At 68.2% G+C, this 21,153-nt stretch carries 23 protein-coding genes; all 23 read left to right on the top strand.

Annotation, left to right across the window (positions count from 1 at the left end):
* The first annotated feature begins 8 nt into the window (after nucleotides 1-8).
* The 23 genes from BGO62_RS10565 (at nucleotide 9) to ccmI (ending at nucleotide 21,095) form a co-directional block, all read left to right on the top strand.
* Complete coding sequence (locus tag BGO62_RS10565; RefSeq protein ID WP_296642116.1) at nucleotides 9-1,442, top strand: ATP-binding protein; 1,434 nt, start codon at nucleotides 9-11, stop codon at nucleotides 1,440-1,442.
* Nucleotides 1,439-2,857, top strand: coding sequence for a sigma-54 dependent transcriptional regulator (locus tag BGO62_RS10560; protein ID WP_296642115.1), 1,419 nt, complete (start codon nucleotides 1,439-1,441; stop codon nucleotides 2,855-2,857). The genes BGO62_RS10565 and BGO62_RS10560 overlap by 4 nt, the downstream gene beginning before the upstream one ends.
* Nucleotides 2,858-2,955: 98 nt before the next feature.
* Nucleotides 2,956-3,738: a type II secretion system protein N gene (locus tag BGO62_RS10555; RefSeq protein ID WP_296642114.1), complete on the top strand. Its 783-nt coding sequence runs from the start codon at nucleotides 2,956-2,958 to the stop codon at nucleotides 3,736-3,738.
* Nucleotides 3,739-3,751: 13 nt separating this feature from the next.
* Nucleotides 3,752-5,815, top strand: coding sequence for a type II secretion system secretin GspD (gene gspD, locus BGO62_RS10550; protein WP_296642113.1), 2,064 nt, complete (start codon nucleotides 3,752-3,754; stop codon nucleotides 5,813-5,815).
* Nucleotides 5,816-5,820: 5 nt separating this feature from the next.
* A complete protein-coding gene (gspE, locus tag BGO62_RS10545) occupies nucleotides 5,821-7,326 on the top strand; it encodes a type II secretion system ATPase GspE (protein ID WP_296642112.1) in 1,506 nt (501 codons plus the stop codon).
* A 13-nt stretch (nucleotides 7,327-7,339) separates the two neighbouring features.
* Nucleotides 7,340-8,557: a type II secretion system inner membrane protein GspF gene (gspF, locus tag BGO62_RS10540; protein ID WP_296642110.1), complete on the top strand. Its 1,218-nt coding sequence runs from the start codon at nucleotides 7,340-7,342 to the stop codon at nucleotides 8,555-8,557.
* Nucleotides 8,558-8,589: 32 nt separating this feature from the next.
* Nucleotides 8,590-9,036 (top strand): type II secretion system major pseudopilin GspG, encoded by a 447-nt coding sequence (gspG, locus tag BGO62_RS10535; RefSeq protein ID WP_296642107.1) that lies wholly within the window; start codon nucleotides 8,590-8,592, stop codon nucleotides 9,034-9,036.
* Entirely contained in the window at nucleotides 9,024-9,515 is a 492-nt protein-coding gene (gspH, locus tag BGO62_RS10530) for a type II secretion system minor pseudopilin GspH (RefSeq protein WP_296642105.1), read from the top strand. The genes gspG and gspH overlap by 13 nt, the downstream gene beginning before the upstream one ends.
* Nucleotides 9,512-9,889, top strand: coding sequence for a type II secretion system minor pseudopilin GspI (gene gspI / locus BGO62_RS10525; RefSeq protein WP_296642103.1), 378 nt, complete (start codon nucleotides 9,512-9,514; stop codon nucleotides 9,887-9,889). Before gspH ends, gspI begins: the two co-directional genes overlap by 4 nt.
* Complete coding sequence (gspJ, locus tag BGO62_RS10520) at nucleotides 9,886-10,476, top strand: type II secretion system minor pseudopilin GspJ (protein WP_296642101.1); 591 nt, start codon at nucleotides 9,886-9,888, stop codon at nucleotides 10,474-10,476. Before gspI ends, gspJ begins: the two co-directional genes overlap by 4 nt.
* A gap of 14 nt (nucleotides 10,477-10,490) precedes the next feature.
* A complete protein-coding gene (gene gspK / locus BGO62_RS10515) occupies nucleotides 10,491-11,387 on the top strand; it encodes a type II secretion system minor pseudopilin GspK (protein WP_296642099.1) in 897 nt (298 codons plus the stop codon).
* A 17-nt stretch (nucleotides 11,388-11,404) separates the two neighbouring features.
* Nucleotides 11,405-12,646 (top strand): type II secretion system protein GspL, encoded by a 1,242-nt coding sequence (gspL, locus tag BGO62_RS10510; RefSeq protein ID WP_296642098.1) that lies wholly within the window; start codon nucleotides 11,405-11,407, stop codon nucleotides 12,644-12,646.
* On the top strand, nucleotides 12,643-13,128 hold the full coding sequence (gene gspM / locus BGO62_RS10505; protein ID WP_296642097.1) for a type II secretion system protein GspM: 486 nt from the start codon (nucleotides 12,643-12,645) through the stop codon (nucleotides 13,126-13,128). Before gspL ends, gspM begins: the two co-directional genes overlap by 4 nt.
* Nucleotides 13,125-13,904, top strand: coding sequence for a type II secretion system protein N (locus BGO62_RS10500; RefSeq protein WP_296642095.1), 780 nt, complete (start codon nucleotides 13,125-13,127; stop codon nucleotides 13,902-13,904). Before gspM ends, BGO62_RS10500 begins: the two co-directional genes overlap by 4 nt.
* A 135-nt stretch (nucleotides 13,905-14,039) precedes the next feature.
* On the top strand, nucleotides 14,040-14,657 hold the full coding sequence (gene ccmA, locus BGO62_RS10495; protein WP_296642091.1) for a cytochrome c biogenesis heme-transporting ATPase CcmA: 618 nt from the start codon (nucleotides 14,040-14,042) through the stop codon (nucleotides 14,655-14,657).
* A 58-nt stretch (nucleotides 14,658-14,715) separates the two neighbouring features.
* Nucleotides 14,716-15,384 carry a heme exporter protein CcmB gene (gene ccmB / locus BGO62_RS10490; protein WP_296642090.1) on the top strand — a complete coding sequence of 223 codons (669 nt, stop codon included), beginning with the start codon at nucleotides 14,716-14,718 and terminating at the stop codon, nucleotides 15,382-15,384.
* Between the two features lie 3 nt (nucleotides 15,385-15,387).
* Nucleotides 15,388-16,122 carry a heme ABC transporter permease gene (locus BGO62_RS10485; RefSeq protein WP_296642088.1) on the top strand — a complete coding sequence of 245 codons (735 nt, stop codon included), beginning with the start codon at nucleotides 15,388-15,390 and terminating at the stop codon, nucleotides 16,120-16,122.
* Nucleotides 16,119-16,292 carry a heme exporter protein CcmD gene (gene ccmD, locus BGO62_RS10480; RefSeq protein ID WP_296642085.1) on the top strand — a complete coding sequence of 58 codons (174 nt, stop codon included), beginning with the start codon at nucleotides 16,119-16,121 and terminating at the stop codon, nucleotides 16,290-16,292. The genes BGO62_RS10485 and ccmD overlap by 4 nt, the downstream gene beginning before the upstream one ends.
* Nucleotides 16,293-16,317: 25 nt before the next feature.
* On the top strand, nucleotides 16,318-16,764 hold the full coding sequence (gene ccmE / locus BGO62_RS10475) for a cytochrome c maturation protein CcmE (protein WP_296642149.1): 447 nt from the start codon (nucleotides 16,318-16,320) through the stop codon (nucleotides 16,762-16,764).
* Nucleotides 16,765-16,837: 73 nt separating this feature from the next.
* On the top strand, nucleotides 16,838-18,817 hold the full coding sequence (locus tag BGO62_RS10470) for a heme lyase CcmF/NrfE family subunit (protein WP_296642083.1): 1,980 nt from the start codon (nucleotides 16,838-16,840) through the stop codon (nucleotides 18,815-18,817).
* A gap of 3 nt (nucleotides 18,818-18,820) precedes the next feature.
* Nucleotides 18,821-19,342 carry a DsbE family thiol:disulfide interchange protein gene (locus tag BGO62_RS10465; protein ID WP_296642082.1) on the top strand — a complete coding sequence of 174 codons (522 nt, stop codon included), beginning with the start codon at nucleotides 18,821-18,823 and terminating at the stop codon, nucleotides 19,340-19,342.
* Nucleotides 19,339-19,818: a cytochrome c-type biogenesis protein gene (locus tag BGO62_RS10460; RefSeq protein ID WP_296642081.1), complete on the top strand. Its 480-nt coding sequence runs from the start codon at nucleotides 19,339-19,341 to the stop codon at nucleotides 19,816-19,818. Before BGO62_RS10465 ends, BGO62_RS10460 begins: the two co-directional genes overlap by 4 nt.
* On the top strand, nucleotides 19,815-21,095 hold the full coding sequence (gene ccmI, locus BGO62_RS10455; protein WP_296642079.1) for a c-type cytochrome biogenesis protein CcmI: 1,281 nt from the start codon (nucleotides 19,815-19,817) through the stop codon (nucleotides 21,093-21,095). The genes BGO62_RS10460 and ccmI overlap by 4 nt, the downstream gene beginning before the upstream one ends.
* Nucleotides 21,096-21,153: the final 58 nt, after the last annotated feature.

Below are 21,153 nucleotides of genomic sequence, written 5' to 3'. Positions count from 1 at the left end.
CGCTGAGCTTGCGGGGGACGGCCAACCGGCGCCCCTCGATCCCGTACTTTCCCGGCTACCCGCTGCCGGCCGCGATTGCGTTGTTGCTCGGCGCGCTGTATGCCTTGCTCGGCCCGTTCCGGGACGAGCCGCACCTGCTCTGGTTGTCCGGCGCCGTGCTGGCCTATCTGGCGGTGCGCCTGCGCGGCGAACGGGCCGCGCTGAGGCGGCTCGAGCTTGGCATTCTGCGCGCGCGCGAAGGCCTGCTGGAGCCGACGCCGGTCGAGCCTCACGCATGGACCAGCGTTGGCCATCTCATCCCGGAATACAACACCACGATCGCCACCCTGCGCCTGATGTTTCAGACCGTGGAGGAATGCCAGGGGCGCTTTCTCAACGAGCGCAACCGCAGCAACACCATTCTGCAGAGCCTGCCGGGCGCCTTGCTGAGCCTGGCCGACGATTTGCGCGTCACCATCGCCAACCGCCAGGCGGACGCGCTGTTCGGCGTGCGGCCGGGTGGATTGATCGACGCGAACCTGTTCGAGCTGCTCGACATCAACGAGCGCGACCGCGAACTGCTGCGCGACGCATTTCTTTACAAGCATGCCATCCGCAATCAGGAAATCGCGCTCAACGTCGGCGGCGGCAAGCGCTTTTTCTCGCTCAACCTCGCCTTCTACAGCGACGAGGAAAACGACATGGGTGGCGTGCTGATCCTGCAGGACATCACCGAGTACCGGCAGCTGATGGAGAGCGTCGCGACGCGTGAGAAGCTGGTGGCGATGGGCCAGTTGGCGGCGGGCGTCGCGCACGAATTGAATACTCCTCTCGGCAACATCCTCGGCTATGCGCAACTGCTCGACCGGGGCGCGGCCGAGCATCCGAAGCTGGCGGGATATGCCCGCATCATCGCCGACGAGACGCAGCGCTGCTCGCATGTGGTGCAGGAATTGCTCGACTACGCGCGCAAGGACAAGTGCAGCGGCGAGACCTGCGACCTGAACCAGCTGGCACGGGAGCTGATCGAGACCTTCATCAACTGCAGGCTGAAGCGCTACCGTATAGAAATCGTGCTGGATCTGTGCCCAGGGCTCCTGATTGTCGAGGGCGGGTGCGGCCAGCTCGATATCGTCCTGAGCAATCTGCTGGTCAATGCCATCGACGCGCTCGACAAAACGCCGTCGCCGCGCATCGTCGTGCGCACCTGGATGGAAGACACCTATGCCGCCATCTCCATTGCGGACAACGGCCCGGGTGTGCCGCTGGATATCCGCAACCGCTTGTTCGACCCGTTCTTTTCCACCAAGGAGGTGGGGCAGGGGTCCGGGCTCGGCTTGTCCATCAGCCAGGCAATCGTCACGAAACGTGGCGGCTTTATCGCTTACGATGCCGCGCATGGCGAAGGCGCGTGCTTCACCGTCAGGATTCCGGCAGTCGATCTGGAGCGTGCAAAATCATGAAACAGGATGCCCCCGTCCTTCGCGACGACGGCAAGGACGCCGCTATGACCGACGCCATGCCGACCATTCTCGTCACCGAAGACGACCGCAACATGCGCGAGCTGATCCTTGCCGTGCTGGCAGAATCGTCGATGGCCTTCAGGGTGGCCAGCGCCGAGAATGCGCACGAGGCGATGGATTTTCTCGAGAACAACGACGCCGCCGTCGTTCTCACCGATCTCCGCATGCCGGGCGCCGATGGCCTTGAACTGCTCAAGTTCGTGAAATCGCGGAATCCGCAGACCCAGGTCGTGCTGGTTACCGGTTACGCCACCGTCGAGTCGGCCGTCGACGCCCTCAAGGAGGGCGCCTACGATTACGTCCAGAAACCGTTCGACACCATCAAGCTGCGCTCCGTGGTGGAAAAGGCGCTCGATTATTTCCTGATCTCGACCGAGAATCAGCGCCTGCGCCGGCAAACCCGTGCCTATGAGGAAAGCGGCGAAATCATCGGCCAATCCCAGGCGAAGGAGCGCGTCGACCGTCTGATCGACGCCGCCGCCGCTTACGACTCCAGTGTGCTGATCTTCGGCGAAAGCGGCTGCGGCAAGGAACTGGTGGCGCGCCAGATCCATCAGCGCGGCAAGCGCAGCGGCAAGCCCTTCGTCGCCATCAACTGCGCGGCGATCCCGGAAAACCTGATTGAAAGCGAGCTGTTCGGCTTCCGCAAGGGCTCGTTTACCGGCGCCGAGCGCAACAAACCCGGCCTGTTCGAGATCGCCGACGGCGGCACCCTGTTCCTCGACGAGATCAACAATGCGCCGATGGCCCTGCAGGCCAAGCTGCTGCGCGTGCTGCAGGATGGCAGCTTCTATCCGACCGGCGCCACCGAACCGGTTCATGTCGACGTCCGCGTGATCGCCGCCAGCAACCGGCAGATTCCCGAGCTGGTGGAAGCCGGCCAGTTCCGCGAAGACCTGTTCTATCGCCTGTCGGTCATGGAGATCAGCGTCCCGCCGCTGCGCGAGCGGCGCGAAGACATCGCCCTCCTGACCTACTACTTGCTGAACAAGCATACGCTGCGCCTCGGCAAGCACATCGGCGGCGTCAGCACCGCCGTGCTCGGCGCGCTGATGCGCTATGACTGGCCCGGCAATGTGCGCGAACTGGAAAACATCGTTCAGCGCATGATCATTCTCGCCGAAGCGGACCATATCGACACCGCCGTGCTGCCGTCGCGACTGACCGAACAGAAGGATCCGCGCGGCCGCGCCCTCGACTATCTGCCGCCGCAAAGCCTGGACGAGGTGGAAGCCTATTTCATCCGCAAGACCCTGCGCGAGACGCACGGCGACCGTGCCCTGGCAGCGGAAATCCTCGGCATCGACAAATCGACCTTGTGGCGCAAGGTCAAGCGCTATGGCATTGAGGAGTAGGGCAGTGAAAGATTTCCCGCGTCATGTCCGGCCCCGCGATGTTTGCGGCAGCCGCCCGGCAGCGTGCGCGCCCAGCTGCGGTTTCCGGGGTGAACGCGATGTCGCTTGACACCCTGGTAGGCGCATTGCGCCGCATTCCCTGGCTGGGCGCGCCGCTGAATCTGCTGCTGTTGCTGGGGCTGGCCGCCTCGCTGGCGCACTGGACCTGGCGCTTTGCCGCGCCGCTGCCGCCGCTGCCGGCAAACAGTGCGGGCGCCGGCAGCGTCCCGGAGGCGTCGCTGGCGTCGCTGCATGCGGCGCATCTGTTTGGCGCGGCGCAGGGGCGGACGGATGCGCCTGCCGAGCAGGCGACCGCGCTTGACCTGAAGTTGCGCGGGGTGTTTGCCGCATTGGGCGGCAAGGCGATGGCGATTGTAGGCGGGGACGGACAGGATCGGGCGGTCGCTCTCGGCGATGAGGTCGTGCCGGGCGTGGTGCTGGATGCGATCGCGCCCGACCACCTGATTCTGCTCAACCGCGGGGTGCGTGAACGCCTCGACCTGGATGCGCTGGGGCGGCCGCTCACGCCGGGCGATGGCGATATGCCGGTCACGCGCCGGGAGTTCGAGCAGGCACTGGCCGACCCGGGCAGGCTCGGGGTGCAGGCGCGCGTCGAGAGCGGTCCGCTGTCCGGCCTGCTGCTGACCTCGGTGGCCGGCGACGGGCTGGCGGCGCGGCTGGGCCTGCAGAGCGGCGACACGCTGCGCATGGTCAATGGCATGCCGGTTGCCAGCATGCAGGATTTCGCGCGGCAATTGTCCGGCACGGCAGGCGTGCAGCGCCTCAGCGTGGTGGGCGAGCGTCAGGGCAGGCCGCTTATTCTTTCTTACAGGCTGCAGTGAAACGATGAACGACATGAATAAAACACGATCGGGCTTGTCTCGCCGTCTCACCCTGGGCGCGCTGCTGATCGCGCTGGCCTGGTCCCCCGTGCAGGCCCAGGCCCAGGCTCCGCGCGATCCGGTGGCGCTCAATTTCGTCAATGCCGACATCCCCTCGGTGATCAAGGCGGTGGGCGAACTCACCGGCAAGAACTTCGTCATCGATCCGCGCGTCAAGGGCACGGTGATCATCACCTCGGCCAGGCCGGTGCCGCGCAGCCAGGTATACCCGATCCTGTTGTCGGCGCTGCGCATGCAGGGCTTCGCCGCGATCGAGAGCCACGGCATGGTGAAAATCGTGCCGGAGGGAGACGCCAAGCAGGATTTCAGCGTGACCCGGGGCAAGCAGATCAACGAGAGCGGCGACCGCATCGTCACCCAGGTGTACCCGCTGCAGTATGAGTCCGCCGCCCAGCTGATGGCGGCCCTGCGGCCGCTGATCAGCCCCAACAATGCCGTCGCGGCGCTCGCCGGCAGCAATACCCTGGTGATCACCGACTACGCCGACAACGTGCGGCGCCTGAACGCGATCATCGCGGCGGTCGACCAGCCGGGCGCGAACGACGCCGCCCTGATCCGGCTGAATCATGTGTCGGCGGTCGACGTGGCGCAGTCGCTGGGACGGCTGATGAACGACGGCGCAGCGGCGGCGGGGCAGCCGGGCAGCGCGCGGCTGACGATCGTGCCGGACGTGCGCTCGAATTCGCTGCTGGTGCGCAGCGACAACCCCGCGCGCATCCAGACGCTGCGCGGCCTGGTTGCCGGCCTCGATGTGGCGGGCGCGGCGGGCGGCCACATCCATGTGGTGTACCTGCGCAATGCGGAAGCGACCAAGCTGGCCGAGACGCTGCGCGGCATTCTGGCAGGCGAGGCGCCGGCCGCGCTGGAGCGTGCCGGCGCGGCGGCCACCACGCCGTCCGCCGCGCCGTCCGCCAGCCCGGCGCCGGCCATCGCGCCGGTTTCCGGCGCCGCGGGCGGCAGCATGATCCTCGCCGACGCGGCCACCAACTCGCTCGTCATCAGCGCGCCGGACGTGACCTACAACGCCCTGCGCGCGGTGATCGACAAGCTCGATGCGCGCCGCGCACAGGTGTTCGTCGAGGCGCTGGTGGTGGAAATCACGGCCGAGAAGGCGGCCGAGTTCGGCATCCAGTGGCAGGATTTGAGCAACATCCGCAAAAGCGGCACCAACTTCATCGGCGGCACCAACCTCGGCGGCCGCAACACCGGCAGCAACATCATCGACGCCGCGGCCAACCTCGGCACCGTGGGGCAGGGGCTGAACATCGGCGTCGTCAGCGGAACGATCAACATCCCCGGCCTGGGCGAGGTACTCAATCTCGGCGTGCTGGCGCGCGCGCTCGAGTCGGACGCCAATGCCAACATCCTGTCGACGCCCAATCTGATGACCATGGACAACGAGGAGGCGAAAATCGTCGTCGGCCAGAACGTGCCGTTCATCACCGGCCAGTATGCGCAGACCGGTTCCACCACGACGCCCAGCCCGTTCCAGACCATTGAACGCCGCGACGTCGGGCTGACGCTCAAGGTGCGTCCGCAGGTGTCGGAAGGGGGATCGATCAAGATGCAGATCTACCAGGAAATTTCCAGCCTGCGCCCGACCACCACGGCGACCGACGTGATCACCGACATGCGCTCGATCGATTCCACGGTGCTGGTCGACGACGGCCGCATCATCGTGCTCGGCGGCCTGATCCAGGACAGCATGCAGGATGGCGTCGACAAGGTTCCGGTGCTGGGCGACATCCCGCTGTTCGGCCATCTGTTCAAGTCGGAAAAGCGCAAGCGCATGAAAACCAACCTGATGGTGTTCCTGCGGCCACACGTCCTGCGCGACACGGTGAGCGCCGATGCGATGACCGGCGAACGCTACGACTTCATCCGCCAGAAGCAGGCCGAGTTCCGTATGCAGCCGCATTTCATTCTACCCGACATGCAGATGAGCCCATTGCCCGAGCTGGCCAATCCGCCGCTGCCCGTGCCCGCCGACCAGCCGCAATCGCCGGCACCCCGATGAACGCCATGGACACATCCGCGCTCCCCGTCCCGGATCCGCAGCTTGCCACGCTGCTGCCCTACGGTTTTGCCCGAATGCGCGGGGTGGTGGCGGGACGGCGCGTCGGCGATGAAATGGAGATATGGCTGCGCGAGGGGGCCGAGTCGACGACGCTCGCCGAGGTGCGGCGCATCCTGAAATGTCCGTTGCAGCCGCAGGTGCTGACGCCGGAGCAGTTCGAGCAGGTCCTGGCCCAGGCCTATGCGCGCGGCGAAAACCAGGCGGCCGATCTGGTCGACGACATGGAGCAGGGGATGGATCTGCGGCAGCTGGCGCAGGACATCCCCGAGGTGGCCGACCTGCTGGAAAGCGAGGACGACGCGCCGATCATCCGCCTGATCAATGCGCTGCTGACGCAGGCGCTGCGCGAGAATGCGTCCGACATCCACATCGAGCCGTTCGAGACGCGCTCGGTGGTGCGCTTCCGCATGGACGGCGCGCTGCGCGACGTGATCGAGCCGAAGCGCGCGCTGCATGCGGCGATCGTGTCGCGCATCAAGGTGATGGCGCAGCTCGATATTGCCGAAAAGCGCCTGCCGCAGGACGGCCGCATCGCCCTGCGCCTGGCCGGACGACCGGTCGACGTGCGGGTGTCGACGCTGCCTACCGGCCACGGCGAACGCGTGGTGCTGCGCCTGCTCGACAAGCAGGCGGGGCAGCTGGAACTGGGACGGCTCGGCATGAGCCCACCCGCGCTCGCCGGGCTCGACGAACTGATCCACCGGCCGCATGGCATCGTGCTGGTGACCGGGCCGACCGGCTCGGGCAAGACCACCACGCTGTATGCGGCGCTCTCAAGGCTTGACGCCGGGGCGCTCAACATCATGACGGTGGAGGATCCGATCGAGTATGACCTCGACGGCATCGGCCAGACCCAGGCCAATCCGCGCATCGACCTGAGCTTCGCCCGGGCATTGCGCGCCATCCTGCGGCAGGATCCGGACGTCATCATGATCGGCGAGATCCGCGACCTGGAGACCGCGCAGATCGCGGTGCAGGCCTCGCTCACCGGCCATCTGGTGCTGGCGACGCTGCACACCAACGACGCCGCCAGTTCGGTGACGCGCCTGATCGACATGGGGATCGAGCCCTTCCTGCTGGCGTCGAGCCTCTTGGGCGTGCTCGGCCAGCGCCTGGTGCGCAGGCTGTGCCCGCTGTGCCGCCAGCCGCACGAAGCGGGCGACAGGGAAATCGCGGTGCTGGGGCAGCCCGCCCTGAATGGGCCGCTGTACCGGGCAGCGGGCTGCCCCAACTGCAATTCGACGGGCTACCGCGGCCGCACCGGGATATACGAACTGCTCACTGTCGACGAAACGCTGCGCCGCATGATTCACGACGGTGCCGCCGAACAGGCGCTGCGCGCCTATGCGATGGCGCATGGCATGGTCAACCTGCGTCAGGACGGAATGCGCTGGGTGCGTGCCGGCGACACCGCGCTGGAAGAAGTGCTGCGCGTGACGCGCGAGAGCTGAGGGAGGCGGACGCATGGTTGCCTTTCGCTACGAGGCCTACGATGCCGCCGGCCGTCTGCACAAGGGCGTGCTGGAAGCCGACACCGCGCGCCAGTTGCGCGCCCGGCTGCGCGAGCGGGGCTGGCTGGCAGCCGAGGTGGCGAGCGTGTCCGACGCGTCGATGGGGCACGGCGGCAGCCGCTGGCACTGGCGGCGCGGCTTGTCCGGCACGCAGCTCTGCCTGGTCACGCGGCAGTTCGCCACCCTGCTGGCCGCCGGCCTGCCGGTGGAGCAGACGCTCAACGCCTTGATCGAGCAGGCCGATACCGATTATCAGCGCCAGGTACTGGCCGGTGTGCGCGCCGAGGTATTGGCGGGACATTCGCTGGCGCGCGCACTGCAGAAATATCCGCGCGTGTTTCCCGAGCTGTACGCCACCCTGGTCGCGGCAGGCGAGCAGTCGGGGCGGCTGGGCGAGGTGATGGAGCGGCTGGCCGACTACACCGAATCGCACCAGGCGCTGCGGCAAAAGGTCGGGCTGGCCTTCGTCTATCCGGCGATCGTCACGCTGGTGGCGGGCACGGTGGTGCTCGGCCTGCTGACTTACGTGGTGCCGCAGGTGGTGAACGTGTTCCAGAACACGCAGCAGACCCTGCCGTGGCTTACGCGCGCGCTGATCGGGGTGAGCGATTTTCTGCGCGCCAGCTGGTGGCTGTGGCTGGCCGCGACCGGCGCGGCGGTGTGGGCGGCGCGGCGCGCGCTCGCCCGGCCGCAGCCGCGCCTGCGTTTTCACCGCTGGCTGCTGCGGCTGCCGTTGGCGGGGGCGCTGGTGCGCGGCGTCAACAGCGCGCAGCTGGCGAGCACGCTGGCCATTCTGGTCGGCAGCGGGGTGCCGTTGCTGGCGGCGCTGCAGGCCGGCGCCGGGGTGGTGAACAACCTGCCGATGCGGCAGGCGGTGGAGGAGGCGGCGCGCAAGGTGCGCGAAGGCGGCAGCCTCTCCCGCGCGCTCGCCGCTGCCAAACTGTTTCCGCCGATGCTGGTGCACATGATCGCCAGCGGCGAGGCGAGCGGCCGCCTGGCGCACATGCTGGAGCGCGCCGCCGCGCAGCAGAGCCAGGAAATGGAAAACCGCGTGATGGGGCTGACCAGCCTGCTGGAGCCCTTGCTGATCGTGGCGATGGGGGCGGTGGTGCTGGTGATCGTGCTGGCGATCCTGCTGCCGATTTTCGAGATGAACCAACTGGTGCATTGATGCGCCAACCGGCATTTACATAAGGACATGGCATGAAATTCAGACTCGTTCATCCGCGCCGCCCCGCGCGCGGCTTCACCCTGATCGAGATCATGGTGGTGGTCGCGATTCTCGGCATTCTTGCCGCACTGGTGGTGCCGAAGATCATGGGCCGTCCGGACGAGGCGCGCATCGTCGCCGCCAAGCAGGACATCGCCGCGATCAAGCAGGCGTTGAACCTGTACCGTCTCGACAATGTGCGCTACCCGACCACCGAGCAGGGGCTGCAGGCGCTGGTGGAAAAACCGGTTTCGGCTCCGATCCCCGGCAACTGGAAACGCGGCGGCTATCTGGAACGCCTGCCCAACGACCCCTGGGGGGCGCCGTACCAGTACCTCAACCCCGGATTGCGCGGCGAAATCGACGTCTTCAGCCTCGGCGCGGACAGCGCGGCGGGCGGCGAGGGCAACAACAAGGACATCGGTTCGTGGGAGTTGTAGGCCAGCGCGGCTTCACCCTGATCGAGATTCTCGTGGTGCTGGCGATCATCGGCATCATGGTGGGTCTGGCGGGGGTGCGCATGATGCCGGACGACGATCGCACGGTGCACGGCGAGGCGCAGCGGCTGGCGCTGCTGCTCGAACAGGCGCGCGATCAGGCGGTGGCGTCGGGCGAGCCGATCGCGTTTTCGGCGGAACAGCGTGGTTACCGATTCTGGTCGCTTGACGCCGAGAACCGCTGGGTGCCGCGCGCGGGCGACGAATTGTTGCGGGATCGCCCGCTGGCGGGCGACGTGCGGCTGGCGGCGCTGCGGGTGAACCAGGCCAGCCTGGCGGCAGGCGAGCGCCTGCTGTTCCTGCCGTCCGGCAGCAACGCGCCGTTCAGCGCCGATCTGGCGCTCAATGCGGCGCATGCGCGCATCCGCGGCGACAGCCTCGGCCGGGTGCGGATCGAAACCCGCGAGGCTGCGCCCGAATGAACCGGCGGCCGCGCGGCTTCACTCTGATCGAGGTGCTGGTGGCGCTGGCCATCCTGGCGGTCGCGCTTGCCGCCGCCAGCCGGGCATCGGCCATGATGGCGGACAGTTCGGCCGAGCTGCGCGAACGCCTGCTGGCCAGCTGGGTGGCACAGAACCGCCTGGCCGAGTTGCAGGCGCGGCGCGCCTGGCCCGATGCCGGCATCCGCGAAGGCGAGGTGGAGCAGGCGGGGGTGAAGATGGTCTGGCGCGAGGCCGTCAGCGCCACGCAGAACCGGGCGTTTCGCCGCATCGAAATCAGCGTTGCCGCAGCCGGGCGCGACGCCCGCGCGCTGGCCCGGCTGACCGGCTATCTGGCCCGCGCCGAGGACAAATGAGACAGCGCGGCTTCACCCTGGTGGAAATGCTGGTGGCGCTGACGATCTTCGCGTTGATGTCGGTGCTGGCCTACCGCGGGCTCGACGCGGCGCTGCAGACGCGCGCGCATCTGACCGAGGACAACCGGCGCTGGCGCGACATTGCCCTGACGCTGGCGCAACTGGAGCAGGACTTGGGGCTGGCGGTGAACCGCCCGGTGCGCGGCAGCGGCGGCCTGCCCTTGCCCGCACTGGTCGGCAACGCGCAGGCCTTCGGCGCCAACGACGCCCAGCTCAGCTTCAGCCGCATGGGAATGGCATGGCAGAGCGGCGTGCTGGCCGACGTGCAGCGCCACGGCTACCGGCTCAACAAGGGCACGCTCGAACAACTGGTGTGGCCGGTTCTGGACCAGGCGCCGCGCAGCGAGCCCGCGGTGCATCCGCTGCTGGAACGGGTGCGCCGCTTCGAGTTGCGCTACCTCGACGGCAGCGGCAACTGGCAGTCGCGCTGGCCGCTGCCCGGGATGGCGGCGCTGCCGGCGGCGCTGGAGGTGGTGCTCGAACTCGACGGCGGCGTCGCGGTGACGCGGGTGTTTGCCCTGCCATGAGGCGCCAGCGCGGCATGGCCGTCATCACCGCCATCCTGGTGGTCGCGCTGGTGGCGAGCGCGGCTTCGTTCATGGCGTGGCAGCAGCAGTTGTGGCTGCGCCAGGTGGAAAATCTCGCCGCGCAGGCGCAGAGCCGGGTGGTGGTGCTGGCGGCGCTGCAGTGGGCGCGCTCGGTGCTGGCGCAGGACGCGCGCAGCAGCAGCGTGGACCACCTGGGCGAGGGCTGGGCGCAGGCGCTGTCGCCGCTGCCGGTGGAAGGGGGCGAACTGAGCGGCGGGCTGAGCGATCAGCAGGGGCTGTTCAACCTCAACAGCCTGGTGCGCGAGGGCAAGGCCAGCGCGGCCGATCTGGCGGCGTTCCGCAAGCTGCTGGAACTGCTGCAGCTGCCGCCCGGCCTCGCCAGCGCGGTGGCCGACTGGATCGACCCCGACGCCGAGGCAACGTATCCGGGCGGCGCCGAAGACATGGATTATCTGGCACTGGATCCGCCTTACCGCGCCGCCAACCGGGCGCTGACGACGGTGGACGGGCTGTATCGCATCAAGGGCTTCGACGCGGCGCGGGTGGCGCGCCTGCGCGCCTTCGTGACCGCGCTGCCGCAAGCGACGCCGGTCAACGTCAATACCGCGCCGGCGGAAGTGCTGGCGGCGGCGATCGCCGACCTGTCGCTCGACCAGGCGCGGGCGCTGGTGGCGTCGCGCAAGGCGCGGCATTTCACGGATCTTGCCGATTTCCGCGCGCGGCTGCCGCAGCCGGCGGCGCAAGTGAATGAAACGCTGCTGAGCGTCGGCAGCCGTTATTTTCTGGTTACCGGCCACGCCCGTTTCGGCCGCGCGAAAGCGGGCTGCCAGGCCCTGCTGGAACGCGAAGCGACCGCCTGGCCGAAGCTGGTGTGGCAAAAGAATATCTGACCCGATCGAACCCGACCATGAGCCTGCTGCGCATCCATATTCCCCCTTCCTGGCCCGACACCGAGCCGGACGCCCCGTTGCCCTGGTGCAGGCTTGGCGCACGCGGAGAGTCGCTCGGCGCCGGCCTCGCCTCGCTCGCCGAGCTGCCGCTCAGCGAAGCCTGCGAACTGGTGCTGCCGGCGGATGCCGTGCTGCTGACCCGTGCCAGCCTGCCGCGCGGCAGCAAGCAGAAACTGCGGCAGTTGCTGGCTTACGCGATCGAAGACCGGCTGGTGGCCGAACCCGATGCGGTGCATGTGGCCGCCGGCCCGGCGTCGGGCGCTGGCCAGACTGCGCTGGCGGTGGTCGACAAGGCCTGGCTGGCGCGGCTGCTGGCGTGTTTCAACGGGGCCGGCCTGCGCCCGCGCAGCGCCTGGCCGGAAACCCTGCTGCCCGCGTTGCCGGCCGATGGCTGGGTGATGGTGTGGGACGGCCATGGCGGCTTTCTGCGCAGCGGCGAGCATGCGGGCATGAGCCTGGACGGCGGCTCGCCCATGCAGCCCCCCGCCGCGCTTGCGCTGCGCGTGGCGGAAGCGCGTGCGGCGGCAGCCCTGCCGCATCGCCTGTTGCTGCGTCTGCGCGAGGGCACGCCGCCGCCCGACGTCGAAGCCTGGGGCCGCGCGCTGGGCGTGGCGGTCGAGCTGGGGACGGAATGGGCGCCGTTGCGGCATCCGGACCTCATCCGCGGCGGCATCGATCTGCTGCAGGGGGCATTCGCGCCAGCGGGCGTGGTGCGCGGCGGCTGGTCCGGTTTGCGGCTGCCGCTGATTCTGGCCGGACTGATCGCCTTGCTGCAGATCGGGGCGACGGCGACCGAGTGGTGGCTGTTGAGCCGTGAAAAGCAAACCCTCCAGGCGGCGATGGAACAGCGCTTCCGCGAGGCCTTCCCGGACGCGCGCGTGGTCGTCGATGCGCCGCTGCAGATGCAGCGCAAGCTGGCCGAATTGCGCAGCGCCACCGGGCAGATGTCGCCGACCGATTTTCTGCCCCTGCTGGCGCAGACGGCCGCTGCGCTCGACGCCGGCAGCCGCGGCGGCCTGCGCGCGATCCACTACGAGTCCGGCCAGCTCCGCCTCGACGTGCCGGTGGCCGATCAGGCGGCGGCGGAGCAGTTGTTGCAGCGGCTGACCGATGCCGGCCTGAGCAGCCGGCTGCAAGGCGTCAGCGGCGCGGCGCCGCAATCCGTGGCGCATATCGCGGTTACGGGGGGGCGGCCATGAAAGACGCGCTGATTCAGTTCTGGCGCGCGCGCGCGCCGCGCGAGCGCCGGGTCCTTGCCGGCGCGGCGCTGCTGGTGCCGGTCCTGGGATTCGCCTACGGCTGGCTGCCGATGCAGCGCGAGGTGGCGCAACTGCGGCAGGCGCTGCCGCAGTTGCGCGCGCAGGCCGCGCAACTGCAGCAGGAGGCGCAGGAAGTCGCGCGCCTCAAGGCGCGGCCCGCGGCGCACCCGGGGGCGGGCAGCCTCGCGTCCGCCGTCGAACAGCATGCGCTGGCCATGGGACTGCGCGGGCGTATCGAAACCATCGCGTCGCAGGATGCGGGCCGCGTCCGCGTCGTGTTGCCGCAGGTGGGGTTCGACGCGTGGATCGGCTGGCTCGGCGAACTGCAGGCGCGCCATGGAGTGCGGGTCGACTCGGCGCGCATCGAGGCGGGCGACGTCGCCGGGACGGTCCGGGTCGATGCGGTGCTGGCGGGCGGATGATGGCGGATCGCGCACCCTTCCGTTTGCGCTGGCGCCACTACCTGCTGGCGCTGCTGGCGTATCTGACGCTGCTGCTGGCATGGGCGCCGGCCAGCCTGCTGGCGTGGGCGCTGCCGCACTTCACCCGGCAGGCGGTATCGCTCGAACAGGCGACGGGGAGCGTGTGGCGCGGCCAGGCTGCGGCGCTGCGGGTGCGCGCCGCGGGTTTGCCCGGCGACCTGCAGCTTGGCCGCGTGAGCTGGACCGTGCGGCCGCTCGACCTGTTCGCCGCCCGTCTCGGCTATCGGCTGCACCTGGCCGGCGCGGGCATCCATGCGCAGGGCGTGTTGCGCGCCGGCGCGAACAGCGCGGAATTGCTTGAAGCCCGGATCGAAATGCCGGCCAGGCGGCTGGCGCAACTGGCGCCCGACTTCGCGTGGTGGCAACCGGGCGGCCGGCTGGTCTTGACGGCCGACCGCATGGCCTTCAACCCGACGGAAGCCCGGGGCGAAGCCGCGCTGCGCTGGCTGGACGCCGCCTCGGGCCGGTCGCAATCGCGGCTCGGCAGCTACCGTGCGGATATCGAAGGCGTGGAACGCGGCTTGAGGTTCACGCTGTCGACCGAGTCGGGTCCTCTGTCCCTGCAGGGACAGGGCAATTGGGACCGCAAGCGCGGCGTGGTTTTCAATGGCGTGGCCCGTGCCGCAGCGGACAGCAGGGCGGAACTGGGCGGGCTTCTGAACCTGATCGGTCCGGCTCGGCCGGACGGCGACCGTGCGATCCGCATCGGGAGTTGAGACATGGCCCGTGTGTTCCGCAACCAGGCCGCGCCCGTGCGGCGCATGCGGCAGCAGCGCCGCGAAATCGCCATGCTCAATGGCGCATGTTTGCGATAAGCTCCGGACGACGTTTGACGATCCATGATGCCAAGTATGTTTTCTGCCAATGAACTGGTTTGCGAGCGTGGCGAACGCCTGCTGTTCAGGAATCTGGGCTTCGAGCTGGGGAGGGGCGAGGCTTTGCTGGTGGGTGGGGGAAACGGCCGCGGCAAGACCAGCCTGTTGCGCATCCTTTGCGGCCTGTCTGCGCCTGCCGCCGGCACCGTGCGCTGGCGCGGCGAACCCATCGGCAGGACGCGTGAACGCTATGCCCGGGAGATGGCCTACCTCGGCCATGCCAACGGCATCAAGGACGATCTCTCGCCAATGGAAAACCTGCGCATCGCGGCGGCGCTGAACGGCCGTGCGCTGGATGTCGCGGCGGCGACGGCTGCGCTGGAGCGGATCGGCCTGTCGCGTTGCATGGATCTGCCCGCCCGCGTGCTGTCCTTTGGCCAGCGCCGGCGCGTCGCGCTGGCTGGGCTGATGACGGCCGGCGCGCTGCTGTGGATTCTCGACGAACCCCTGACCGGGCTCGACGTCGAGGGGGTCGCACTGGTGGAGCGGATGATCCGCGATCACGTCATGGCGGGCGGCCTGGCGATCATGACGACGCATCAGCCGATGTCGCTCGACGGCCTGACGCCGCAAACCCTTTCGGTCGGGACATGAGCGGAATCGTTGACGCTGCGGTGGCTTTACGGGCATGGCCGCTTTGGCGTGGGCCCCGATGCTGAAATTCCTGTTCACCGTCATTCGCCGCGACGTGTTGCTGGCGGCGCGGCGGCGCGGTGACTGGCTGACCGCGCAATTCTTCTTCGTCATCGTGGTGAGCATGTTTCCGCTCGGCATCGGGCCGGAGCCGGGCATGCTGCGCAGCATCGGGCCGGGGGTGGTGTGGGTCGCCGCCTTGCTGGCCTCACTGCTGTCGCTGGACCGGCTGTTCGCCGACGACTATCGCGACGGCACCCTGGAACAAGCGATGCTGTCTCCCTGTCCCATCGCACTGCTGACCCTGGGGAAAGCCATCGCGCACTGGGTCATCAACGGGATTCCGCTGCTGCTGATTGCGCCGCTGCTTGGGGTTCAGTTCAATCTGCCGGCCGAGGCGCTGTGGATGCTCGTCCTGTCGCTTGCCATCGGCACGCCGATCCTGTCGCTGCTCGGCAGTATCGGCGCCGCGCTGACGCTGGGCCTGCGCGGCGGCGGCGCGCTGGTCACCCTGCTGATCATGCCGCTTTATGTGCCAGCCCTGATTTTCGGTGCCGGCGCGGTGGAGGGGGTGCTCTCCGGCAGCGGCTCGGAAGCGCACCTTTCGCTGCTGGGGGCGTGTCTGGTGTTGTCGCTGTTGCTGGCTCCCTGGGTGAGCGCAATGGCCCTCAGGGTTTCTGTGGAGTAGCTTTTGAACTTATACCACTACGCTTCGCCGTCGACTTTCTATCCCTGGGCCGGGAAGCTGATCCCGTGGTTTGCCGCGCTGGCGTTCATCCTGGCGATAGCGGGGCTCTACCTCGGTTTCTTCGTTGCGCCGACCGACTTCCAGCAGGGCGAAGGCTATCGCATCATTTTCATCCATGTGCCGGCGGCCTGGATGTCGATGTTCATCTACGTCGTCATGGCCTTCTGGTCGGCCATCGGTCTGGCCTGGAACACCCGCCAGTCCTTCGTCATGGCGCGCGCGTTGGCGCCCACCGGCGCCATGTTCACCTTCGTCGCGCTGTGGAGCGGCGCGCTATGGGGCAAGCCGATGTGGGGCGCCTGGTGGGTGTGGGACGCCCGGCTCACCTCGGAGCTGATCCTGCTGTTCCTCTATGTCGGCGTCATGGCCCTGCAGGCAGCGATCGACGACCCGCGCCGCGCCGACCGCGCTGGCGCGCTGCTCAACCTGGTCGGCGTCATCAACGTGCCGATCATCTACTTTTCGGTCAAATGGTGGAACACCCTGCACCAGGGCTCTTCGGTCAGCCTCACCCGTGCGCCCTCGATGGCGCAGACCATGCTCTGGGGCATGCTGATCATGGCGCTCGCCGCCTGGATGTACACCATCGCCGTCGCCCTCGCCCGTGCCCGCACCCTGACCCTCGAACGCGAGCGGCAGAGCGAATGGGTGCGGGCCCGGCTGGAGGAGCAGCCATGAACTGGGAAAGCTGGCAGGCCTTCTGGGCCATGGGCGGCTACGGCCTCTATGTGTGGGGCTCGTTCGGCATGACGCTGCTCTGCCTCGCGGCCGAGATCGGGCTGCTGCGCAGCCATCGCCTGCAAGTCTGGCGGCGGCTCAAGCGCATGAAGACATGGGACTCGCAATGATTTTTCATCCGGAAACAGCATGGCAATGAAACCACGTCACAGAAAACTCGCCTTGATATTCCTGGTCGTCGCCGCGCTTGGGGTTGCGCTGGCGCTGGTGCTCAATGCCTTCAACAGCAATCTGGTGTTCTTTTTCTCGCCCACCCAGGTCGCCAACGGCGAGGCGCCGGCCGGCCGCGCTTTCCGCATCGGCGGCCTGGTCGAGGCGGGGAGCGTGCGGCGCGAGGCGGATGGGCTCACCACGCGTTTCGTCGTCACCGATACCGCACAGTCGATACCGGTGGTCTACACCGGCATCCTGCCCGACCTGTTCAAGGAGGGTAAAGGCGTGGTGGCCGAAGGCAGGCTGGGAACCGACGGACTGTTCGACGCCACCCAGGTGCTGGCCAAGCACGACGAGAACTACATGCCGCCGGAAGCCGCCAGCGCCATCGAACAGGCGCAGAAGGCGCAGCGCACGGTCGCGGAGTGAGAGCGGTCCGGCGCTTCATGCATAACGTTGCTGCTGCGGCAGGAACCCCATGGTTTAACTTGAGGTAGGCACCATGATCCCCGAACTCGGCCATTTCGCCCTGATTGTCGCGCTGCTGCTGGCGTTGACCCAGGCCATCCTGCCGCTGTACGGCGCGCAGCGCGGCAATTTCACGCTGATGGCGGTGGCGCGGCCCGCCGCGCGGGGCCAGTTCGTGTTCGTCGCCGTTGCCTTTGCCTGCCTGGCGTATTCGTTTCTGACCAACGATTTCTCGGTCGAGAACGTGGCGCGCAACTCGTTCTCGCAGTTGCCCGAGATCTATCGCCTGACCGCCACCTGGGGCTCGCACGAAGGCTCCCTGCTGCTGTGGGTGCTGATCCTCGGCTTCTGGAGCACCGCGGTGTCGGTGTTCTCGCGCCACCTGCCGGAGGACATGGCGGCGCGCGTGATCGGCGTCATGGGGCTGATCTCGGTCGGCTTCCTCGCCTTTCTGCTCACCACCTCCAACCCGTTCGAGCGCCTGCTGCCTGCCGCCATGGACGGCAACGACATGAATCCGCTGCTGCAGGACTGGGGCATGATCATTCACCCGCCCATGCTGTACATGGGCTACGTCGGTTTCGCGGTGGCCTTCGCCTTCGCCATCGCCGCGCTGCTTTCCGGCAAGCTGGACGTCGCCTGGGCACGCTGGTCGCGGCCGTGGACCACCGTGGCGTGGGCCTTCCTCACCCTCGGCATCGTGCTCGGCAGCTGGTGGGCCTACCGCGAACTGGGCTGGGGCGGCTGGTGGTTCTGGGATCCCACCGAGAACGCCTCGTTCATGCCGTGGATCGCCGGTACTGCCCTGATGCACTCGCTCGCCGTCACCGAAAAGCGCGGCGCCTTCAAGGCCTGGACCGTGCTGCTCGCGCTGACCGCGTTCGCGCTGTCGCTGCTCGGCACCTTCCTGGTGCGTTCCGGCGTGCTGTCGTCGGTGCACGCTTTCGCCACCGACCCGGCACGCGGCGCCTTCATTCTCGGCTTCCTCGCCGTCGTCATCGGCGGCTCGCTCGCGCTGTATGCCTGGCGCGCGCCGAAAATGATCAGCGGCGGCGGCTTCACCTGGTTCTCGCGCGAGTCGCTGCTGCTGGCCAACAACGCGATCCTGATCGCGGCGCTGGGTTCGGTGCTGCTCGGCACGCTGTATCCGCTGTTCATGGACGCCATGGGGCTGGGCAAGATCTCCGTCGGCCCGCCTTACTTCAACGCCGTGTTCGTGCCGCTGATGGCGCCGGCCCTGTTTCTCATGGGCGTCGGCCCGCTGGTGCGCTGGAAGGAAGCCAGCCTGCCGGACCTCGCCACCCGTCTGAAGTGGGCGCTCGGCGTGGCGCTTGCCGCCGGCCTGCTGCTGCCGCTGACGCTGGACGGCTTCAATCCCTGGGCGAGCCTGGGATTTTTCCTCGCCGCCTGGATCGCGCTGACGGTGCTGGCGGCATTCGGCGAGCGGCTCAAACACGGTCAGGGCGGTGCGATGCGGAAGCTGGCTGGCTTGCCGCGCAGCTTCTGGGGGATGCAGCTGGCGCACCTGGGCATCGCCGTCGGCGTCGCCGGCATCGCTGCGGTCGCCAACTACTCGGCCGAGCGCGACGTGCGCATGGAGGTGGGAAGCGCTGCCGAGCTCGCCGGCTACACCTTCACCTTCCGCGGCGCCGCCGCGCACGAGGGTCCCAATTACCGCGCCGCCCGCGGCACCGTGGAGGTCAGCCGCAACGGCAAGCCAGTGGCCACGCTGCACCCCGAAAAGCGCGTCTACAACGCCTCGGGCATGGGGATGACCGAGGCCTCGGTGCATCCGAACCTCTTCCGCGATATCTATGTCGCCATGGGCGAACCGCTCGACGGGTCGGACGGCGCCTGGACCGTGCGTCTGTTCTACAAGCCGTTCATCAACTGGCTCTGGCTCGGTGCCCTGTTGATGGTGGCGGGCGGATTCATGGCGGCCTCCGACAAACGCTACCGCATCGCGCTGCGGCGCAGCGAAGTGCCGAAGCATCTCGCGGCGCAGGGAGCCTGAATCATGAAGCGCTGGCTGCCGCTCGTCCTTTTCCTCGTCCTTGTCGGCTTTTTCGCCAAAGGCCTGTTCCTCAATCCGCGCGAGGTGCCTTCGCCCTTCATCGGCCGTACGGCGCCCGCCTTCACGCTGCCATTGGTGGGGGATGCGGGCGCGTCCTTCAGCCCGGCCGACATGAAGGGCAAGATCTGGATGCTCAATATCTGGGCGCCCTGGTGCGTGTCGTGCCGCCAGGAGCACGGCTTCCTGATGCAGCTTGCACAGAGCGGCCGCATCCCCATCGTCGGCCTCAACTGGAAGGACGCGGATCGCGAGGCGCAGGCCTTGCTGGCGCGCACCGGCAGCCCCTATGTCGCCGTGCCGGACGACCTCGACGGCCGGGTCGGCATCGATTACGGCGTCACCGGTACGCCCGAGACCTACATCATCGACCGCGAGGGCATCGTGCGGCTGAAGCACGTCGGCCCGATCGGCCCCGACGTATGGCAGACCAAGTTCGAACCGAAACTCAAGGAGCTGGGCGCATGAAACCTGGCCGCATCAAACCCGCCCTGCTGGCCATTCTGCTGGCGGTTTCGCTGCCGGCGCAGGCCGCCGAAGCGGCGCCGAAGGCGGCGCTGCCCAGCGCGGACGACCCCGTCATCGAGCAGCGCCTGGTCAATCTGGCGGCAGACCTGCGCTGTCTGGTCTGCCAGAACGAGTCTCTGGCCGGCTCGCAAGCCGCGCTGGCGGAGGACCTGCGGCGCGAGATCCGCGCGCAGATGAAGGCCGGCAAAAACGACCGCGAGGTCGTCGCCTATCTCACCGAGCGCTACGGCGATTTCGTGCTGTATCGCCCGCCGTTCAAGCCGGTGACCTGGCTGCTCTGGCTTGGCCCCGTGCTGTTCCTGGGCATCGGCGGCGGCGCCTGGTACCTGACCCTGCGGCGGCGCCGCGACGTGCCGGCCGTCCCGCTGGACGAGAAAAAACGCGCCGCTGCCGCCCAACTTCTGGAAGAAAAATGAACCCGCTCTGGACCGTGTCCCTGTTCTGGATTGCCGCCGCCGTCTGCGTCGTCGTTGCCCTGGCCTTCGTGCTGCCTCCCTTGTTGCGTGCGCGGGGCGGGGCAGGCAAGGCTGTCCGGCGCGACGTCAATATCGCCGTTTACCGGGACCAGATGAAGGAAATGGAAGCCGATCGCGCCAACGGCCTGCTTTCCGATGCGCAGTACCAAAGCGCCAGGCTGGAACTGGAAACCCGCCTGGCCGACGATGCCCTGGCCGCGGAAGCGCATCCCGAACCCGCCCCGTCCGGCAGCCGCAAGCTGGGATATGCCCTGGGCGCGGTGCTGCCCGCCGCCGCCTTCGCTCTCTATTACTGGCTGGGCAACCCCGCTTCCCTGCTTGCCATTGCCGATGCGCAGTCCGTGACGGCCCCTTCCGCCATGGCCGGCGCGGCGAACGGGCATGATTTCATGGACCTGATCCGCAAGGTGGAAGAAAAAACCCGGGCCAATCCGGGTGACGGCGAGGCATGGTCGATGCTGGCCCGCTCCTACGCGGCGACGGAGCAGTGGCCCCGAGCGTTGCAGGCGTACGAAAGGGCGGCCCGGCTCTTGCCGCAGGATGCGTCGGTGCTGTCCGGCTATGCCGAGGCGCTGGCCATCGCCAACCGGTTTGTGCTGGCAGGCAGGCCGATGGAACTGGTGCGGCAGGCGCTGGAGATCGATCCCGAAGACCTCAAGGCCCTGGAAATGGCCGGCTTCAATGCCTTGCAGGAAGGCGACTTTTCCAGGGCCAGCGTGTATCTGAAGCGCATGCATGGCTTGCTGCCGCCGGAATCACCCGTTGCCCAGAGCGTGCTGGCCGCGCTGACCGAAGCCGAACGCCTGGCCCGGCCGGGTGTGTCCGGACTGGCCAGTCCGCCCCCCGCTGACGGCGGAGCGGCGCCGATCGCCGCGGGCGCAACGATCCGGGGCAGCGTTGACGTCGCTCCGGCGCTGAAGTCCAGCCTCGCGGAGACGGACGTGCTCTTTCTCTTCGCGCGCGCGGGTTCAGGCGGTCCGCCGGTCGCTGCGATCCGCGCGAGTGCCGGCCGGCTGCCGCTGGAATTCGAACTCGACGACAGGGCGGCGATGAACCCCGGCAATGCCCTTTCGCAGCACAGGCAGGTGACGCTGGTGGCTCGCCTTTCCCGATCCGGCAACCCGATGGCCCAGCCGGGCGATCTGGAGGGCACCGCCGCCAACGTGACGGTGGGCGCGAGCGGCGTGAAAATCCTGATCGACCGGCGCCGCCCCTGAAGCTGCCCGACGCGGTGTCCGTCCGCGATCCGGGCCGCGCCGGCTGGCGCGTCATTGA

This window comes from Thiobacillus sp. 65-1402 (assembly GCF_001897685.1).
Classification (GTDB): Bacteria; Pseudomonadota; Gammaproteobacteria; order Burkholderiales; family Thiobacillaceae; genus Thiobacillus.
Note: the sequence above shows the minus strand (reverse complement) of the source record. Positions and strands in the feature narration are given on the sequence as shown.

What these genes read in the sequence shown, in the direction of transcription:
- BGO62_RS10560 (WP_296642115.1), top strand. Translation starts at nt 1,439, where the DNA reads ATGAAACAGGATGCCCCCGTCCTTCGCGACGACGGCAAGGACGCCGCT.
- BGO62_RS10555 (WP_296642114.1), top strand. Translation starts at nt 2,956, where the DNA reads ATGTCGCTTGACACCCTGGTAGGCGCATTGCGCCGCATTCCCTGGCTG.
- gspD (WP_296642113.1), top strand. Translation starts at nt 3,752, where the DNA reads ATGAATAAAACACGATCGGGCTTGTCTCGCCGTCTCACCCTGGGCGCG.
- gspE (WP_296642112.1), top strand. Translation starts at nt 5,821, where the DNA reads ATGGACACATCCGCGCTCCCCGTCCCGGATCCGCAGCTTGCCACGCTG.
- gspF (WP_296642110.1), top strand. Translation starts at nt 7,340, where the DNA reads ATGGTTGCCTTTCGCTACGAGGCCTACGATGCCGCCGGCCGTCTGCAC.
- gspG (WP_296642107.1), top strand. Translation starts at nt 8,590, where the DNA reads ATGAAATTCAGACTCGTTCATCCGCGCCGCCCCGCGCGCGGCTTCACC.
- gspI (WP_296642103.1), top strand. Translation starts at nt 9,512, where the DNA reads ATGAACCGGCGGCCGCGCGGCTTCACTCTGATCGAGGTGCTGGTGGCG.
- gspJ (WP_296642101.1), top strand. Translation starts at nt 9,886, where the DNA reads ATGAGACAGCGCGGCTTCACCCTGGTGGAAATGCTGGTGGCGCTGACG.
- gspK (WP_296642099.1), top strand. Translation starts at nt 10,491, where the DNA reads ATGGCCGTCATCACCGCCATCCTGGTGGTCGCGCTGGTGGCGAGCGCG.
- gspL (WP_296642098.1), top strand. Translation starts at nt 11,405, where the DNA reads ATGAGCCTGCTGCGCATCCATATTCCCCCTTCCTGGCCCGACACCGAG.
- gspM (WP_296642097.1), top strand. Translation starts at nt 12,643, where the DNA reads ATGAAAGACGCGCTGATTCAGTTCTGGCGCGCGCGCGCGCCGCGCGAG.
- BGO62_RS10500 (WP_296642095.1), top strand. Translation starts at nt 13,125, where the DNA reads ATGATGGCGGATCGCGCACCCTTCCGTTTGCGCTGGCGCCACTACCTG.
- ccmA (WP_296642091.1), top strand. Translation starts at nt 14,040, where the DNA reads ATGTTTTCTGCCAATGAACTGGTTTGCGAGCGTGGCGAACGCCTGCTG.
- ccmB (WP_296642090.1), top strand. Translation starts at nt 14,716, where the DNA reads ATGCTGAAATTCCTGTTCACCGTCATTCGCCGCGACGTGTTGCTGGCG.
- ccmD (WP_296642085.1), top strand. Translation starts at nt 16,119, where the DNA reads ATGAACTGGGAAAGCTGGCAGGCCTTCTGGGCCATGGGCGGCTACGGC.
- ccmE (WP_296642149.1), top strand. Translation starts at nt 16,318, where the DNA reads ATGAAACCACGTCACAGAAAACTCGCCTTGATATTCCTGGTCGTCGCC.
- BGO62_RS10470 (WP_296642083.1), top strand. Translation starts at nt 16,838, where the DNA reads ATGATCCCCGAACTCGGCCATTTCGCCCTGATTGTCGCGCTGCTGCTG.
- BGO62_RS10465 (WP_296642082.1), top strand. Translation starts at nt 18,821, where the DNA reads ATGAAGCGCTGGCTGCCGCTCGTCCTTTTCCTCGTCCTTGTCGGCTTT.
- BGO62_RS10460 (WP_296642081.1), top strand. Translation starts at nt 19,339, where the DNA reads ATGAAACCTGGCCGCATCAAACCCGCCCTGCTGGCCATTCTGCTGGCG.
- ccmI (WP_296642079.1), top strand. Translation starts at nt 19,815, where the DNA reads ATGAACCCGCTCTGGACCGTGTCCCTGTTCTGGATTGCCGCCGCCGTC.